Annotated in this window: 13 protein-coding genes; 8 read left to right on the plus strand and 5 right to left on the minus strand. The window is 60.2% G+C overall.

Annotated elements, in window-relative coordinates; translation table 11 throughout:
- Positions 1 to 350 precede the first annotated feature (350 nt).
- The 6 genes from AC1D06_RS10505 to AC1D06_RS10530 all read left to right on the plus strand — a co-directional run bounded on the left by AC1D06_RS10505 (position 351) and on the right by AC1D06_RS10530 (position 6,804).
- Positions 351 to 2,174, plus strand: a complete 1,824-nt coding sequence (locus AC1D06_RS10505; RefSeq protein ID WP_477986183.1) for an EAL domain-containing protein — start codon at positions 351 to 353, stop codon at positions 2,172 to 2,174.
- 73 nt (positions 2,175 to 2,247) lie between these two features.
- The gene (locus AC1D06_RS10510) at positions 2,248 to 3,249 is read left to right on the plus strand and encodes an NAD(P)H-quinone oxidoreductase (protein WP_477986185.1); all 1,002 of its coding nucleotides are present in this window, start codon (positions 2,248 to 2,250) and stop codon (positions 3,247 to 3,249) included.
- Between the two features lie 115 nt (positions 3,250 to 3,364).
- Positions 3,365 to 4,192 carry a creatininase family protein gene (locus tag AC1D06_RS10515; RefSeq protein ID WP_477986186.1) on the plus strand — a complete coding sequence of 276 codons (828 nt, stop codon included), beginning with the start codon at positions 3,365 to 3,367 and terminating at the stop codon, positions 4,190 to 4,192.
- On the plus strand, positions 4,189 to 5,439 hold the full coding sequence (locus AC1D06_RS10520; RefSeq protein ID WP_477986187.1) for a YncE family protein: 1,251 nt from the start codon (positions 4,189 to 4,191) through the stop codon (positions 5,437 to 5,439). Before AC1D06_RS10515 ends, AC1D06_RS10520 begins: the two co-directional genes overlap by 4 nt.
- Before the next feature lie 179 nt (positions 5,440 to 5,618).
- Complete coding sequence (locus AC1D06_RS10525) at positions 5,619 to 5,984, plus strand: hypothetical protein (protein WP_477986188.1); 366 nt, start codon at positions 5,619 to 5,621, stop codon at positions 5,982 to 5,984.
- A 130-nt stretch (positions 5,985 to 6,114) separates the two neighbouring features.
- Positions 6,115 to 6,804, plus strand: a complete 690-nt coding sequence (locus tag AC1D06_RS10530; protein ID WP_477986189.1) for an HAD family hydrolase — start codon at positions 6,115 to 6,117, stop codon at positions 6,802 to 6,804.
- Positions 6,805 to 6,814: 10 nt separating this feature from the next.
- On the opposite strand, the gene AC1D06_RS10535 is transcribed toward AC1D06_RS10530, so the two are convergent.
- From AC1D06_RS10535 to thrC, 4 genes are read right to left on the minus strand one after another with little or no spacing between them, the layout of a single operon-like run.
- A complete protein-coding gene (locus AC1D06_RS10535; RefSeq protein WP_477986283.1) occupies positions 6,815 to 9,664 on the minus strand; it encodes an EAL domain-containing protein in 2,850 nt (949 codons plus the stop codon).
- 53 nt (positions 9,665 to 9,717) lie between these two features.
- On the minus strand, positions 9,718 to 10,329 hold the full coding sequence (locus AC1D06_RS10540) for a GNAT family N-acetyltransferase (protein ID WP_477986191.1): 612 nt from the start codon (positions 10,327 to 10,329) through the stop codon (positions 9,718 to 9,720).
- An 18-nt stretch (positions 10,330 to 10,347) separates the two neighbouring features.
- Complete coding sequence (locus tag AC1D06_RS10545; RefSeq protein ID WP_477986284.1) at positions 10,348 to 11,643, minus strand: M16 family metallopeptidase; 1,296 nt, start codon at positions 11,641 to 11,643, stop codon at positions 10,348 to 10,350.
- An 18-nt stretch (positions 11,644 to 11,661) separates the two neighbouring features.
- Positions 11,662 to 13,059 carry a threonine synthase gene (thrC, locus tag AC1D06_RS10550; RefSeq protein ID WP_477880122.1) on the minus strand — a complete coding sequence of 466 codons (1,398 nt, stop codon included), beginning with the start codon at positions 13,057 to 13,059 and terminating at the stop codon, positions 11,662 to 11,664.
- 240 nt (positions 13,060 to 13,299) lie between these two features.
- Between thrC and AC1D06_RS10555 the strand changes: the two genes are divergently transcribed.
- Positions 13,300 to 13,911 (plus strand): hypothetical protein, encoded by a 612-nt coding sequence (locus AC1D06_RS10555; protein ID WP_477880124.1) that lies wholly within the window; start codon positions 13,300 to 13,302, stop codon positions 13,909 to 13,911.
- A gap of 31 nt (positions 13,912 to 13,942) precedes the next feature.
- On the opposite strand, the gene AC1D06_RS10560 is transcribed toward AC1D06_RS10555, so the two are convergent.
- Positions 13,943 to 14,551: a YqgE/AlgH family protein gene (locus AC1D06_RS10560; protein WP_477880126.1), complete on the minus strand. Its 609-nt coding sequence runs from the start codon at positions 14,549 to 14,551 to the stop codon at positions 13,943 to 13,945.
- 118 nt (positions 14,552 to 14,669) lie between these two features.
- On the opposite strand from AC1D06_RS10560, the gene AC1D06_RS10565 reads away from it, so the two are divergent.
- On the plus strand, positions 14,670 to 15,473 hold the full coding sequence (locus AC1D06_RS10565) for a protein-disulfide reductase DsbD domain-containing protein (protein WP_477986193.1): 804 nt from the start codon (positions 14,670 to 14,672) through the stop codon (positions 15,471 to 15,473).
- Positions 15,474 to 15,500: the final 27 nt, after the last annotated feature.

The following is a 15,500-nucleotide window of genomic DNA, read 5'->3' on the forward strand; positions in this document are numbered from 1 at the left end:
GCCTTGAGGTGCGGCGCGTGCAGAAAATCGGCCGGCCCATCGGGGAAGAACGTGCCGTTGAGCTGGTCGACCATGATGATGAGAATATTGGGCTTCGGGGCTGACATGCGGGCGCGTTCCGGTTTCTCGAATGCGTTCAACTGTTCCTCTCTTTAGACAGTATTGAACGCCGAACTGCCTTGTCGAGAGAGTGATTTTCGATCCTGTTTGCGACGCCGGAATGCCCATCCGCCACGCGGTTGCAGCGATTTTCAGCATACACCCCTGTCACTGAACTATCACATCCGGCAAACCGTTTGTTGAAGAATTTCAGTGATGTTTCGGGCCAAAGACCTTTTCAGTATGGAGTTTTGAAACGTGCCGCCTCGGTCTCCGAACAGCATGTGTTTCCTCTGCGCTATGTGGGCGAAAAGCTTCTCACGCTGGCAAAGCTCGTCCTCGATCCGGCGTTACAGCCGGTGGTCGAAGTCAATACAGGCGCCGTGTTCGGCTATGAATCGCTGATGCGCGGCCAGGAGCAGATGGGTTTCAACTCGCCGCTCGAATTGATCGACCAGATGGCGGAAAATGGCCAGCTTGCGGTGCTGGATCAGATGATGGCGGGCCGGGCGCTGTCGAAATTCGCCTCGCTGCCGAATGTGCGCTCGGCGACATTGTTCCTCAATCTCGACGCGCGGCTGATCGTGGAAGGCGAGATCCTTCTCGATGTGCTGATCCGGCATCTCAGGATGCATTCCATCCCGCCGTCGTCGATCTGCTTCGAGCTGTCCGAGCGGTTCGACAACACCGCAATTCCTGAATTCGGCGCGCTGATGGCCAAGATGCGCCGCTGCGGTTTCAAAATCGCCATCGACGATTTCGGCGTCGGCCGCGGCGAATTCAAGCTGCTTTGCGACTATCCGATCGACTATCTGAAGATCGACCGGCATTTTGTCGTCGCCATCGACCGCACGCCGAAGAAGCAGCATCTGGTGCGCAACATCGTCGGCACCGCGCACGCGCTCGGCATTCGCGTCATTGCCGAGGGTGTGGAAACCGAAACCGAATTTCTCGCCTGCCGCCACTACGGTGTCGACATGGTTCAAGGCTGGTATATCGCCCGGCCCGCCGTCAATGTCAGCGAGCAGATGTCATCCTTCCCGCATCTTGTCGATCCCGCCAAAAATCGCCGGGCCGGCCCATCGGTCGACGAACTCCTGATCCGGCGTCAGATCGAAATCCCGCCGGTTGTGTTCGAAAACGATCCGATGGAGCGGGTCTTCGAGATGTTCCGCCAGAATCCCGATGCCAGTTATTTTCCGGTGCTGAATGCCAATCGCGAACCGCGCGGCGTCATCCAGGAGAGCCAGCTCAAGGAATATATCTATCACCCCTTCGGCCGCGACCTGTTGAAGAACCCCAATTACCAGCGCTCCGTTTCCTATTTCGTCAAACCGACACCAATCGTCAGCCTCGAATCCGACACCGACGACCTGATTGCCGCCTTTGCCAATATGGAAGGCTGCCAATGCATCGTTCTCACCGAGAATATGCGCTATTCCGGCACCATGTCGGCGGCGTCGCTGATCAAGATCCTCAACGACAAGCAGTTGAAGACGGCGCTCGACCAGAACCCTCTGACCGGCCTGCCGGGCAATGTCGCTATCCTCGACCATCTCAGGAAAGCAACGAAAGATGCCGACCGCATTCGTTTCCTCTGCTATTGCGACTTCGACAACTTCAAGCCGTTCAACGATGTTTACGGCTTCCATGTCGGCGACAGGGCGATCACACTGTTTGCCGGCCTGATGCGCAAGCACGTTTTCAGCGGCAAGGATTTTATCGGCCATGTGGGCGGCGACGATTTCTTCATCGGCCTGCAGGGTTGCGATCATCAGCATATGGCGGTGACGCTCGAAAGCCTGATGGGTGATTTTCGCACCGAAGTGCAGAGCCTCTATTCCAGCGAAGACCGGCAGCGCGGCTATATGATCGGCCATGATCGTGATGGCAAAGAGCGACAGATCGCGATCATGCGCTGCTCGGTTGGCGTGCTTGAAGTGCCCGAAGGCCTGATGATCGAGGACCTCAACAAGATCAGCGCCGCGATTGCCGGCATCAAGGCCGAAGCCAAGAAGAGCGTCACCGGACTGAGCTATGCGCGGCTGGACGAGAACGCTATTTCGCAGCATTGAGAGCCGCGTGACGCGGCGCCTTTGCAGCCGCGGCTTTTGGGGGTAAACCGCTTCGCCAAGAAGAGGAGCCCGCATGACCCTGCCCGAACAGATGCGTTTCATCGACCTTCCGACACCCGGAGCCCCCGACGCCATGGTGGTCGCGCAGGGACCGCTGCCGGTGCCGAAGCCGGGCGACATCCTGATCCGCGTCGAGGCGGCCGGCGTCAACCGGCCCGACATTGCGCAGCGCCAGGGCAGCTACCCGCCACCGCCGGGTGCGAGCCCGATCCTCGGTCTCGAAGTGGCCGGCGAAGTTGTGGCGGTCGATAGCCAGGCGAAGGGCTTTGCCATTGGCGACAAGGTCTGCGCGCTCGCCAATGGAGGCGGCTATGCCGAATATGCGGCGGTGCCGGCGGCACAGGCACTCCCCTGGCCGAAAGGCTATGATGCACTCCGGGCGGCGRCACTGCCGGAAACCTTCTTCACGGTCTGGGCCAACCTTTTCATGATGGCCGGGCTCAAGGCCGGTGAGACCGTGCTCATCCATGGCGGATCGAGCGGCATCGGCACGACGGCGATCCAGCTCGCCAAGGCAATCGGCGCCGAGGTGTTCACGACGGTCGGCAACGAGGAGAAGGCGGAGGCCTGCCGCAAATTGGGCGCCACGCGGGCAATCAGCTACAAAAGCGAAGACTTTGCCGCCGTGGTCAAGGCCGAAGCGCCAGGAAGCGGTGTCGATGTGGTCCTCGACATGATCGGCGCCGCCTATTTCGACCGCAACCTCGGCTGCCTGAACCGCGACGGACGTCTATCGATCATCGCCTTCCTGGGGGGCGCCGTGGTCGAGAAGGCCAATCTGACGCCGATCATGGTCAAGCGTCTCAAGGTCATGGGATCGACCATGCGGCCGCGGACGGCGGCGGAGAAGAGTGAAATTGCCAACGAGCTACGCGAAAAAGTCTGGCCGCTGATCGAAGCCGGCACGGTGGCGCCTATCGTCAACAAGGTTTTCGATTTCGGCGCTGTCGTCGAGGCTCATCGACTGATGGAATCGAGCGATCATATCGGCAAGATCGTGCTGAAGGTTGATTGAAACCGTAGCCGCACCGAACGAGACATTATGACGCGGTTTCTATTGCTGTCCTTGGATTTATGGAAATGACACCAGTTCACGTTACTTGTGGCGCGATTTCCTTGAACGGTGCCAGATGATTTCCCGATACGTTTCCGACCTCCGGCTCGCCTTTGCAACGCTTCTCACTCTCTGTGTTCTTCTGTCGAGTGCTGCGACAGCCAACGCGTCCGTCTTTCTCGAAGATCAGACCTGGACCGAGCTTCGCGACAAGATCAAGGCCGGAATGACGACGATCATCATTCCGATCGGCGGCGTCGAGCAGAGCGGCCCCCAGATGGCGCTCGGCAAGCATGATGTGCGGGCAAGATTTCTCGCCGAGAAGATTGCCGAGAAACTGGGCAATGCACTGGTCGCACCCGTGGTTTCCTATGTACCGGAGGGCGATATCGACCCGCCTACCGGACACATGAAGTTTCCCGGCACGATCACCGTCAAAACCGCGACCTTCGAGCAACTTCTCGAATCGGCCGCGGCGAGCTTCAGACATGCCGGCTTTACGACGATTGTGCTGATCGGCGATCATGGTGGCTATCAGACGAGCGAAAAGGCTGTCGCCGATAGGCTCAATGCCAAATGGAAGGGTTCGGCCCGCGTGTTCGCGGCGCTCGTCTACTATAAGATCACCCAAGGCCCTTATGTCGACAAGCTGTTGGAAGCCGGGGCGAAGAAGTCGGAGCTCGGCACGCACGCCGCCCTCGCCGACACGTCGCTGATGCTTGCGGTCGACCCGTCGAAGGTCCGGATGGACAAGCTTTCCAGCAAGCTGGGGGCAAGTGACGGTGTTTACGGTGGCAATCCGGCGCACGCCTCTGCCGCGTTCGGGCAACTCGGCATAGATCTCATCATCAATGGCACAACGGAAGCGATCCGCAGCTTCGTTGCACACCAGGTAGCGAAATGACCTCGATATTTGAACGCTTTGTCGTGTCCTGCGTGCCCGGGGCCTTCCTCCTGATGTTGTTCGCCGGCGCGGCGTCGGCCGGTGACATGCCCTGCATGAAAGACTGCGCAGCGGCGTCGAAAGAGACAAAAACCGAGACATTGCCGGCTGCCGACAAGGTGGTTGTGGACAAGGCGGCTCCGGTTAAGGTCGATCCAGCTGTCGCGGTCAATATTTACAGCCATACGACGGCGGGCCATCTCAATCCGGCGGTGACTGGCGCATTGGCACGCGTCTACGTGCCGAACCGTTCGTCCAACAGCGTCTCCGTCATCGACCCGGCGACGATGAAGGAAGTCGATCGTTTCAGGGTCGGCCTGAAACCACAGCACGTCGTCCCCTCCTGGGATATGAAGACGCTGTGGGTGGCCAACAATGCCAGCCGCACCAACAGGGGCAGCGTGACGCCGATCGATCCGCTGACCGGCAAGCCCGGAAAAGCCATCAAGGTGGCGGATCCCTATAACATGTATTTCATGCCGGACGGCAGTTCGGCGATCATCGTCGACGAGGCCCTGAAACAGCTCGATCTACGGGATCCGCAGACCATGAAGCTGAAATCGGTGATCAAGACGCCGACCTGCCACGGCATCAACCACGCAGATTTTGCCGCGGATAATTCCTATGCGATCTTCACCTGCGAATACGGCAAAGGTGGGCTTGTGAAGATCGATCTCGTCAATGGCAAGGTCCTCGGCAATCTCATGCTGTCGAAGATGGGCATGCCGCAGGATGTCCGACTTTCCCCCGACGGCAAGGTGTTCTACGTCGCCGACATGATGAATGACGGCGTTTTCCTCATCGACGGCGCCAGCTTTACCGAGATCGGCTTCATCCCCACCGGCATCGGCGCGCATGGCTTCGTGGTCAGCCGCGATGGAACCAAGCTTTACGTTTCGAACCGCGGGTCGCGAAAGATGGAGAGTGGACATCCGAACGGCCCGGGCAGCGTTACCGTCATCGACTTTGCGACGCGCTCGGTGATCGCTCAATGGCCGATACCGGGCGGCGGCAGCCCGGATATGGGCAATGTCAGCGCCGATGGCAAGCAATTGTGGCTTTCAGGCCGTTTCGACAGCGAAGTCTATTGCTTCGATACGACCACTGGCTCGGTGGTGAAGATACCGGTGGGCGTCGAGCCGCACGGACTGACGGTCTGGCCGCAGCCGGGCCGGTATTCGCAGGGCCATACCGGCAATATGCGATAAAGGCCGGGCGCATGGTTCGAGCGGCTCAAGGTCACGACACCACCCATGCGGCCCATCGGCTCGTGGAATCAAGCGATCCTATCGACAGGATCATGCTCGAGGTCTGATCGCTATCTGTCGATGCGTCATGGAATGGTCTTGTTTCACATTAGGTTGACGGGTCCATTACAGGAGCATCCATGGCGTTTCCGACTGTCGGCCTGCACTGCGCTTCGATCGCGGTCCTCATCTACGGTGTTGTCTTTGCCGATTCCGCGGACGCGGCCACGCGTCCTATTCCGATCACACAGCGGCTTGTCGAGGCCGTTTCCACCACGCGGCTTTGCCCGAACCTCCATGTCAATCGCGTTGTCTTCGAGCAGATCGCACGCCGGCAGGGAATGCGCGTTGCACCCGGATCACGCGACATGCGGATTTTTACACAGCAGGTCAAAGCGCAGGTACCGCGCCTCTTACGGTTTCGCCGCGGCATCATATGCGGGCTGGGAAAAGCGGATTTCGGACCGAATGGTCTGATCCTCCGAAACCTGTTGCGGGTGCAATAGAGGCATTCGCCGCCTTATTCGCGTCAATCGCAGCGAATATTAGCCATGCAGCAACCGGCATTGTTTCACCGACGCCAATCGTGTACTGAGCCGGGCAATAGATTTCCCCCTTCCTCGCGAGATTTTCCAAATGTCTGGCTTCGATCTTATTCTGTTTGACTGCGACGGCGTGCTCGTCGATTCCGAAATCATCGCCGCGCAGGTGGAATCGAAGCTGCTGCGGGACGCCGGTTTCGACATCACCGCCGAGGACATGTGCGTGCGTTTCGCCGGCATGGACTGGAAGAACATCCTGCTGACGATCGAGAAGGAAGCCGACATTCCGCTGTCGGCCTCGCTGATCGACAAGTCGGAAAAGCTGCTCGATACTGCTCTCGCCCAACGTGTCAAGATGATCGACGGCGTCAAGTTCGCGCTCTCCAAGATCACCGAGCAGCGCTGCATCTGCTCGAATTCGTCGAGCCCGCGCCTCGATATGATGCTGAGCAAGGTCGGGCTCAAACCCTATTTCGCGCCGCATATCTATTCCGCCAAGGACCTGGGCCCGGATCGCGCCAAGCCGAAGCCGGATATCTATCTGCATGGGGCCAAGCAGTTCGGTGCGGACCCGTCGCGCTGCCTGGTGATCGAGGATTCCACCCATGGCGTTCATGCGGCGCGCGCCGCCGGCATGCGGGTGATCGGCTTCACCGGTGGTTCGCACACCTACCCGACACATGCCGACCGCCTGACCGATGCCGGCGCCGAAACGGTGATCTCGCGCATGGTGGAACTGCCGCAGATGGTCGAGGCTTTGAAGAATTGGCGCGAGCTCGCCTGAGGTTTACGCTTCAGGCCCGCTTCGTCAGCGGGAAACGTTCTTTCAGCAATCGCAGAACGGAATCGGCGCCGATCGGCGGTCCGAAATAATAGCTCTGACCATATTGGCAGCCCATCTCGCCGAGCTTGATTGCGTCCTCTTCGCTCTCGATGCCCTCGGCGACCAGGGTCATGCCGAGTTCATTGGCCATGGAGACGATGGCCTTCAGCAGCACGTCGCGCTTTTCGCTCTGGTCACGAACCAGCGTGCGGTCGATCTTCAGCGTATCGAACGGAAAACGCGTGATATAGCCGAGCGAGGAGAAGCCGGAGCCGAAATCGTCGAGCGCCAGGCCGATGCCGATCTCGCGCAGCTTTTCCAGCACCAGCCGCGACTGTTCCGGATTTTCCATCACCAGGCTCTCGGTGAGTTCGAGCTTGAAGCGATCCGGGTCGCAGGCGGAGCGGTCGAGCGCCCGGCGAATGTCGTCAGTCAGGCTCGAATTGATCAGTTGCGCGCTCGACAGGTTGACCGAGACGAAGAATGGCACCTCGCCCGTCTGACCCAGCCATGAAGACAGGTCGGCCGTGGCACGCTCGAAGGCGAAGATACCGAGCTCACTGATGAAATTGGCGCTTTCGGCCAGCGGAATGAATTCAGACGGCGGCACGCTGCCGCGCCTGGGGTGATCCCAGCGCATCAGCGCCTCGAAGCCGGCAATCTCGGCATCGTCCAGCCGCACGATCGGCTGGTAGACCATCGACAGTTCCTTGCGCTCGATGGCACGACGCAGATCGCTTTCGAGCTGCAGCCGGTCGGATACGGCCATGCGGAAGGCGGGCTGGAACGGTTCGACGCGATCGCCGCCGCTCTTCTTGGCACGGTACATGGCAAGTTCCGCGTCGTTGAGCAGACCTTCGGCGGTGGTTGCCGGATCCGTCCAGGAGACGACGCCGATCGAGGCTGTGAGGATGATCTCCTCATTGGCAAAGTTGATCGGCACGGAAATGGCCTTGGCCACGGCCTCGGCAAAATCGGCGATCCGGGCGGGATCGCTTTCGGAGACCAGAATGATGCCGAACTCATCACCCGCGAGCCGGCCGAGCGTATCCTGGGGCTGCAACAAGCGGCGCAGGCGGCGGGTGAGCGCGATCAGGATATTGTCGCCGGCGGYGATACCGAGCGCGTCATTGACCTGCTTGTAGCGGTCGATGTCGATGCTGAGTACGGTGGGCCGCATTTCGGCTTCCCGCGACGCCAGCGCCAGTAGCGACTGCAGGCGATCGAGGAAGAGCTGGCGGTTTGGCAGACCAGTCAGATTGTCGTTGAGCGCGTCGTTGAGCAGCCGTTCGACAATGTTCTTCTGTTCCGTCACGTCTTCGACAATGCCGACACAGCGGGAAATCTCGCCATTGCCTGACAGGACCGGCCGAGCGCGGATCGACAGCCAATGATATTGACCGTCCTCGGCGCGGACGCGAAAATCATGGCAGAGCCGGCCGCGCTTTTGCGCCAGCAGGATGTCGAGCGTGGCGCGGAAGCGGTCGCGGTCGTCGGGATGCAGCCGCGGCAACCAGTTGCGCGCTGGTCCGTGCAGCGATCCCGGCAGTGCACCGAGCTTGACGGCGATGTCGGGAATAGTGGTGACGCGATCGCGCGACACATCCCAGTCCCAGATCGTCTCGCCGGAACCGGTCAGCGCCAGCGACTGACGTTCGAGATCGGAGAACAGGCCTTGCTGATAAGCGCCGCCGGCAAAGGCATGCTGCATGACGGTGAAGCCGATGAGCAGCACGATCAGCACGAGGCCGAAGGCCAGCGCCGGTTGGACGATGTCGTTGTCGAGTTCGCCGGTTATCGTCAGCCAACCGCCGAACAGCCAGGCGAGCACCACCAGCCAGGACGGGATCAGCAGGATGGCGCGATCATAGCGATGGAAGCCCAAGAAGATGATCAGCACGCTGCCGACCACCGCCGTCAGCGCGAAGGAGAGCCGGGCAATGCCGGAGGCAATCGACGGATCATAGATCGCCACGCCGAACAGCGTGCCAAGGCCGAGCACCCAGGCCAGCGTGGCATAGGCGAGATTGGCGTGCCAGCGGCTCAGATTGAGATAGGTGAAGAGGAAGATCACCAGCCCCGAGGCGACCGCAACTTCGGCGCCGGCGCGCCATATGCGCTCATCGAGCGTGCGGTCGCCGAAGAGCTGTTCGAGGAAGCCGAAATCGACGCAGACATAGGCGAGCACCGCCCAGGCAAGTGCCGCCGTCGCCGGCAGCATCGACGTACCCTTGATGACGAAGAGATTGGTCAGGAACACCGCGAGCAGGCCGGCAATGCCGAGCACGATGCCGCGATAGAGCGTAAACGCGTTGACCGTATCCTTGTAGGCCTCGGGTTCCCAGAGATAGAGCTGCGGCAGCTTCGGCGAGGTGATCTCGGCGACGAACGTGATCACCGAGCCGGGATTGAGCGTGATCGAGAAGACATCGGCATCATTGTTCTGCACCCGGTCGAGCGCAAAGCCTTCACTCGGGGTGATCGCCAGGATGCGGTCGGAACCGAGGTCCGGCCAGAAAATCTTGGAATTGACCAGGCGGTAATGCGGCGCAACGATCAGCCGCTCGAGCTGCTCATCGGAGACATTGGCAAGCGCGAACACCGCCCAGTCGCCATTGTGATGCTTGGACGTGGCGCGCACTTCGATGCGGCGGACGATGCCGTCGGTGCCGGCCGCCGTCGATACCTGCAGTGCCTCGCCCTGATTGGCGTAGATTTCGGCCACGCTCGTCAGGTCGAGTGCCTTGTCTTCACGTGAAATCTTCACCGGTTCCAAAGCGAAGGCGGAAAAAGGCAGAATCAGAACGACCAGAAACAACAGTGCAGCAAGGCACCCGCCCGTGCCGGGGGCGCTCGGCTTTTTTGCAGTTATGGTCAAACTATTCCGGCCCCGTACCTGGTGTTCTTATTGGCGATCAGCGCATAGAGAAGATGATCGCGCCATTCGCCTCTTATTTTCAGATAGTCCTGCATGTATCCTTCGCGCTGGAATCCGGCTTTTTCAAGCAAGCGGATAGAGCGTTCGTTTTCCGGAATACAGGCAGCCTCGATCCTGTGCAAGTTCAGTCGTTGGAAGATGTGCTGGACAGTGACGTTAACGGCGGCGCTCATGTGCCCCCGCCCGGCATGCCGCTCGCCCATCCAATAGCCGATCATGCAGGATTGCGAGGCGCCGCGGCGAATATGGCCAATGGTCAGGCCACCGAGCAGGTCATCGGTGCGGCGTGAGAAAAGCAGGAGCGGCAGCGCAATGCCGGAGGCGAATTCCTGATTGGAGCGGATGACGCGATTGCGGAACGCCGCCTCCGTCAAGGCGTCCGATTCCCAGGCAGGCTCCCAGCGTTCGAGAAAGGAACGGCTCTCGCTGCGCAGCGTATACCAAGCCTTGTAGTCGGAATTACGCGGCAGCCGGAAATAGTGTTCCGGGCCTGCAATCTCCTCCGACGCTGTTTGCCTGGACAGGAAGCCGAACACCGATCGCGCCATCCCTGACCTACCGCAGGCCTATTCCGCAGCAGTCTTGTGCGCCGATGCACCGCCGAGCACATGGGTAAGGTCGCTATAGGACGTCAGGTGTGCGACTGGCCCGATGGCCGAAAGCGTTGGCGTGGTGTTGAAGAACAGACGACCGGCGAGGTCGGTCAGGCGATCAGGCGTAATGTCGGCAAGTCGCTGCATCAGTTCGTAGTTCGGGATCGGTCGGCCATAGAGCATCATCTGTCGGGCAATCTGGCCAGCGCGGGCGGCCGGGCTTTCCTGGCCCATAAGCAGTTGAGCACGGATCTGGGCACGAGCGCGGTCGATCTCTTCCTGCCTGATGTTCTCGGCCGATTTGCGGAGCTCCTCGACGAGGACCGGCGTGAGTTCCGGCAGATTCTCGCTGCCGGTTGCCGCGTGGATGCCAAAAATGCCGGTATCGGAGAAACCCCAATGAAAGGCGTAGACCGAATAACAGAGGCCGCGGATTTCGCGCACTTCCTGGAACAGGCGAGACGACATGCCGCCGCCGAGGATATTGGCGAGGATTTGCGAACAGTAGAAGTCGCGCTGATGATAGGCCTTGCCCTCGAAGCCGAGCAGCACCTGCGCATCCATCAGGTCGCGATCCTCGCGAACTTCGCCGCCGAGATAGCGTGCCGGCTCGATGATGAAGGGCGCGGTCGGCTTGGTCGGCAGGTTTTCGAAGCGCTTTTCGACTTCCGCCACCATGTGTTCATGGCGGACGGCGCCAGCGGCGACGACGAACATGCGGTCGGCGACATAATTGCGCCCTAGATAGCGGCGAATCTCATCCGACTTGAAAGCCATCACGGAGCCGGGCGTGCCGAGGATCGGACGACCGATGGTCTGGCCGCGGAAGGCGGTTTCGGAGAATTTATCGAAGACGATGTCATCCGGCGTGTCGTTGGCGGCGCCGATCTCCTGCAGGATGACATTCTTCTCGCGCTCGAGTTCCTCCTCGTCGAAGACCGAATTGGTCAGAATATCGGCGAGGATGTCGACGGCGAGCGGCACATCGTCGCTCAGCACGCGGGCATAATAGGAGGTGGATTCAGTGGACGTGGCAGCGTTGACTTCGCCGCCGACATTCTCGATCTCCTCGGCGATCTGACGCGCGCTACGGCGTGTCGTGCCCTTGAAGGCCATGTGTTCGAGGAGGTGGGCCAGGCCGTGCTCGTCCGCAGCCTCGTTGCGCGCCCCGGATTTCACCCAAACGCCGAGAGCGACGCTATCGAGATTACGCATCTCTTCAGTGACGACGGTCAGGCCTGAAGGAAGCGTAGTGGACTTTACATTCATGAGCAATTACGGCGCCGGTCAGTTCCCGATCCGGGCATGCTCGGCGATGAAATTTTCCACCGTCTTTATGTCCGCATTGAGCACGTCGAAGCGCTCCTCCCTAATCATGAGGTCATCGAGCCACGATGGCAGTGCGGGACTAATACCGCAAGCTTTTTCTACAGCCAAGGGAAATTTTGCCGGGTGCGCCGTGGCCAGCGTCACCATAGGGGAGTTGATTTTCTCGGTCTTCTTGGCGGCAGAATAGCCGATCGCCGAATGTGGATCGAGCACGTAGCCGATCTCTTCATTGACCTTGCGGATGGTGCGGTTCACCTTCGCTTCAACTACACTCACCGCCTTGAAATCCTTGCGGATGGCCTCGAGCGCCGTCTCTTCTATGGTGAACGAGCCCGACTGCTTGAGCCCATCCATTGCCGCCCGCACCTTGGCTGGGTCGCGGTCAAAAGCCTCGAACAGCAGGCGCTCGAAATTGGAAGAGATCTGGATGTCCATCGACGGCGAGGTCGTCGCCTTGACTCCCTTCATCTCGTAGCGGCCGCTTTCCAGCGTGCGATCGAGAATGTCGTTCTCATTGGTGGCGATGACMAGCTTGCCGATCGGCAGGCCCATGCGCTTGGCGGCATAGCCGGCAAAGATATCGCCGAAATTGCCTGTTGGTACCGTGTACGAAATCCTGCGGTCCGGGCCGCCGAGTGAAATCGCCGAGGTGAAATAGTAGACGATCTGGGCCATGATCCGCGCCCAGTTGATCGAATTGACGCCGGCAAGCTGCATGCGGTCGCGGAACGGCGTGTCGTTGAACATCTCTTTGACGAGGTTCTGGCAGTCGTCGAACGTGCCCTTGACCGCGATGGCATGCACATTGGCGTGCTTCGTCGTGGTCATCTGCCGCTGCTGCACCGGCGAGACCTTGCCTTCCGGGAAGAGGATGAAGATATCGGTGCGCTCGCGGCCACCAAAAGCGTCGATCGCCGCACCGCCTGTGTCGCCCGAGGTCGCGCCGACAATGGTGGCGCGCTGGTCACGCTTGGTGAGCGCCCAGTCCATCAGGCGGGCGAGCAACTGCATCGCGACGTCCTTGAAGGCCAGGGTCGTGCCATGGAAGAGTTCGAGGATGAAGGAATTCGGGCCGGTCTGCACCAGCGGCGTGACGGCCGGATGGCGAAAGGTGGCATAGGCCTCGTCGATCATCTTCCTGAGATCGGCAGCCTCGATCTCGCCGCCGACGAACGGCGTCAGCACGGCTTCGGCGATCTCCTGATAGGTCTTGCCGCGCCAATCGCGAATTTCCTTTTTGGAGAAATGCGGCCATTCTTCAGGTATATAGAGCCCGCCGTCGCGTGCCAGCCCCGTCAGCAGGGCATCCGAGAATCCGAGCACCGGGGCCTGGCCCCTGGTCGAAACATACCGCACCTATCCACCTCGTCCGTCCGTTGTATCAGCCGCCGCGGAAGCTATCAGCAAGGCCACGGGTCGACTGTTCCCTTTGCGCCCGCGATGGCCCCGAAAATGGCTGAATCTTTGTTGTGGCCAATCGATTTTTTATTTTGCCGCTGATATAGACCAAACCTGCAGGCCATGAAAAGGTCTGATTGCACAAGATAAAAAGCGGCGACAATCCGTCGATTTCGTGAATTCAACAGGGGGGCGCCAGTGTCCGGCAAATACCTCAGGATGCTTTCTTCGCTGACGGCCGTCGCGCTCGCAGCAAGTTGCTCAACAACCGAAACATTCAGTTTCAGCAAGAAGAAGGACGAGGCGCCGGCGCCGACCGATTCCAAAACGCCGGTCGTGGTGCAGGGCCAGTGCCCGTTCGTCTATCTGCGCGAGGGCACCGCGGTCTACGCCCAATATGCCAACCAGCCGAAGAAGCGCATCAAGAAGAAGAAAGACGAACCTGCGCCTCCGCCACAGGCCAACGATCCCAATTCGCTGGTCATGCAGGCGACGCTCGACCAGACGACACGCCAGTGCTTCCAGACCGCAAATGGGCTGACGGCAACCGTCGTCGTGCATGGCCGCCTCGTCATCGGCCCCGCTGGCAAGCCGGGCTCGGCCTTCACGCTGCCGATTCGCGTCGCCGCCACGGATGGCGAAAACACCGTCTTTTCCGAGCTCACGCAATTCCCCGTGCAACTGCCCCCGGGCCAGAGCACGATGCAGTTCGTGTTCACCAAGGAAAACGTCTCACTCAAGGAAGTCGACCCGGGTGGCTTGACGCGCATGTTTGCCGGGATCGACGAAGGGCCGTACAATACCAAGTGAGATGTAGAGCGGAGGAGGCTCTCTCCTCTTCTTAGCCGTGCCCGGCTTCCATGGACAGCATGGCGGGCTGGATGCCCATCAGCGCCAGCGCGCGATTGTATTTGCCTTCGAGACTGCGTTCGAAGATCAGGTCCTCGTCGGCGGGGCAGGAGAGCCAGCCATTGTTGCCGATCTCGGCCTCGAGCTGGCCGGCGCCCCAGCCCGCATAGCCGAGCATCAGCGTCGCCTTGCTCGGTCCCTTGCCGCGGGACATGGCGCGAATGATGTCCACTGTCGCGGTCAGGCAGATTTCGTCGCTTACCGGGATCGAGGACTGCGTCAGGTAATCATCGCTGTGCAGCACGAAGCCGCGGCCGGTTTCCACCGGGCCGCCCTTTTGGATCGGGATATCGCGGGTCGAATCCGGCAGCAGGATCGCATCCTCATCGGCAATCACCTTGAGGTGCAGCAGGATGTCGACGAAGGAGAGCTGCTGCGGCTGGTTGATGATGAAGCCCATGGCGCCTTCGCTCGAATGGGCGCAGATATAGACCACGGCTTTGGAAAAATTGCTGTCGCCAATCCCCGGCATGGCGATCAGGAACTGACCGTCAAGAAAACCACGCTCGCCTTTGTTCTTCAGCGTCTTGATATCAACCATGCGGACAGCCTATCAATTCACGGTGAAATGAAAAGGACGAAGATGCATTTGGGGCCTTTTTTTCGTAAACACGGAGACGTAAAAGACAGACCTTGAAATGCATGGATCGAGGATGCGCATGAAAAGCATTGCGGCACATGGGGTTGCGCTTGTCGCCCTGCTGACAGCCTCCACCGCGCTTGCCGCCATCAGCGATTGGGCGACATCGGAAGGCGGACGCATGCGGCTTTCGGCGCTCAGCGATGACGGCAACGGAAGACTGACCGCGCTGCTCGAAATCCAGCCGGCGCCCGGCTGGAAAACCTATTGGCGCAATCCCGGCGATGCCGGTGTGCCGCCGCAGATCGATCTCTCCGGCGCGGAGAACCTCAAACTGGTAAAGGTCGATTATCCGACGCCGGAGATCGGCATGGACGAGGCTGGCCGCTTCATCGGCTATCATGCGCCTGTTGGCATCGTGCTCGAACTCGAAAAGCCCAAGCCCGCCGAACCGTCAAAACTCTCCGCGGATGTGTTGGTCGGTCTATGCAGCAATATCTGCCTGCCGTTTCAGTCGCATTTCGATCTGTCGCTTACCGATTCCAGCCGGCCTCAAGCTGACGAATTCATGAACATTCAGATGGCCAAGGCGGCGCTACCCGAACTGCCATCCGCCGATTTCGAGATCATCAAGTCCGGGCTCACGGCAGGCGGCGCCTCGTTCGAAGCGACCCTGACCATTCCCGGCAAGGAGATGCCGGATGTCGCCATAGCGCCCTCCGAAGGGCTGCTGTTGGGCAGGCCCACTGTCATCGTCGATGCCGGCAAGGCCACGGTGCGCTATCCGGTCAACCGGCTGCCGAAGGAACTCGCCGGTGCGACCGTGACATTGCTCGTCAAATCTGCGGGGCGGGCGATGGAAGCCACGCTCGCCCTGAAATAACCCACCACCAAGCCAAGCCATCCACCA

It is taken from the genome of Rhizobium sp. P2_G2, from assembly GCF_056403555.1.

What these genes read in the sequence shown, in the direction of transcription:
- AC1D06_RS10560 (WP_477880126.1), bottom strand. Translation starts at nt 14,551, where the DNA reads ATGGTTGATATCAAGACGCTGAAGAACAAAGGCGAGCGTGGTTTTCTT.
- AC1D06_RS10545 (WP_477986284.1), bottom strand. Translation starts at nt 11,643, where the DNA reads ATGAATGTAAAGTCCACTACGCTTCCTTCAGGCCTGACCGTCGTCACT.
- AC1D06_RS10515 (WP_477986186.1), top strand. Translation starts at nt 3,365, where the DNA reads ATGATTTCCCGATACGTTTCCGACCTCCGGCTCGCCTTTGCAACGCTT.
- AC1D06_RS10520 (WP_477986187.1), top strand. Translation starts at nt 4,189, where the DNA reads ATGACCTCGATATTTGAACGCTTTGTCGTGTCCTGCGTGCCCGGGGCC.
- AC1D06_RS10540 (WP_477986191.1), bottom strand. Translation starts at nt 10,329, where the DNA reads ATGGCGCGATCGGTGTTCGGCTTCCTGTCCAGGCAAACAGCGTCGGAG.
- AC1D06_RS10530 (WP_477986189.1), top strand. Translation starts at nt 6,115, where the DNA reads ATGTCTGGCTTCGATCTTATTCTGTTTGACTGCGACGGCGTGCTCGTC.
- AC1D06_RS10565 (WP_477986193.1), top strand. Translation starts at nt 14,670, where the DNA reads ATGAAAAGCATTGCGGCACATGGGGTTGCGCTTGTCGCCCTGCTGACA.
- AC1D06_RS10525 (WP_477986188.1), top strand. Translation starts at nt 5,619, where the DNA reads ATGGCGTTTCCGACTGTCGGCCTGCACTGCGCTTCGATCGCGGTCCTC.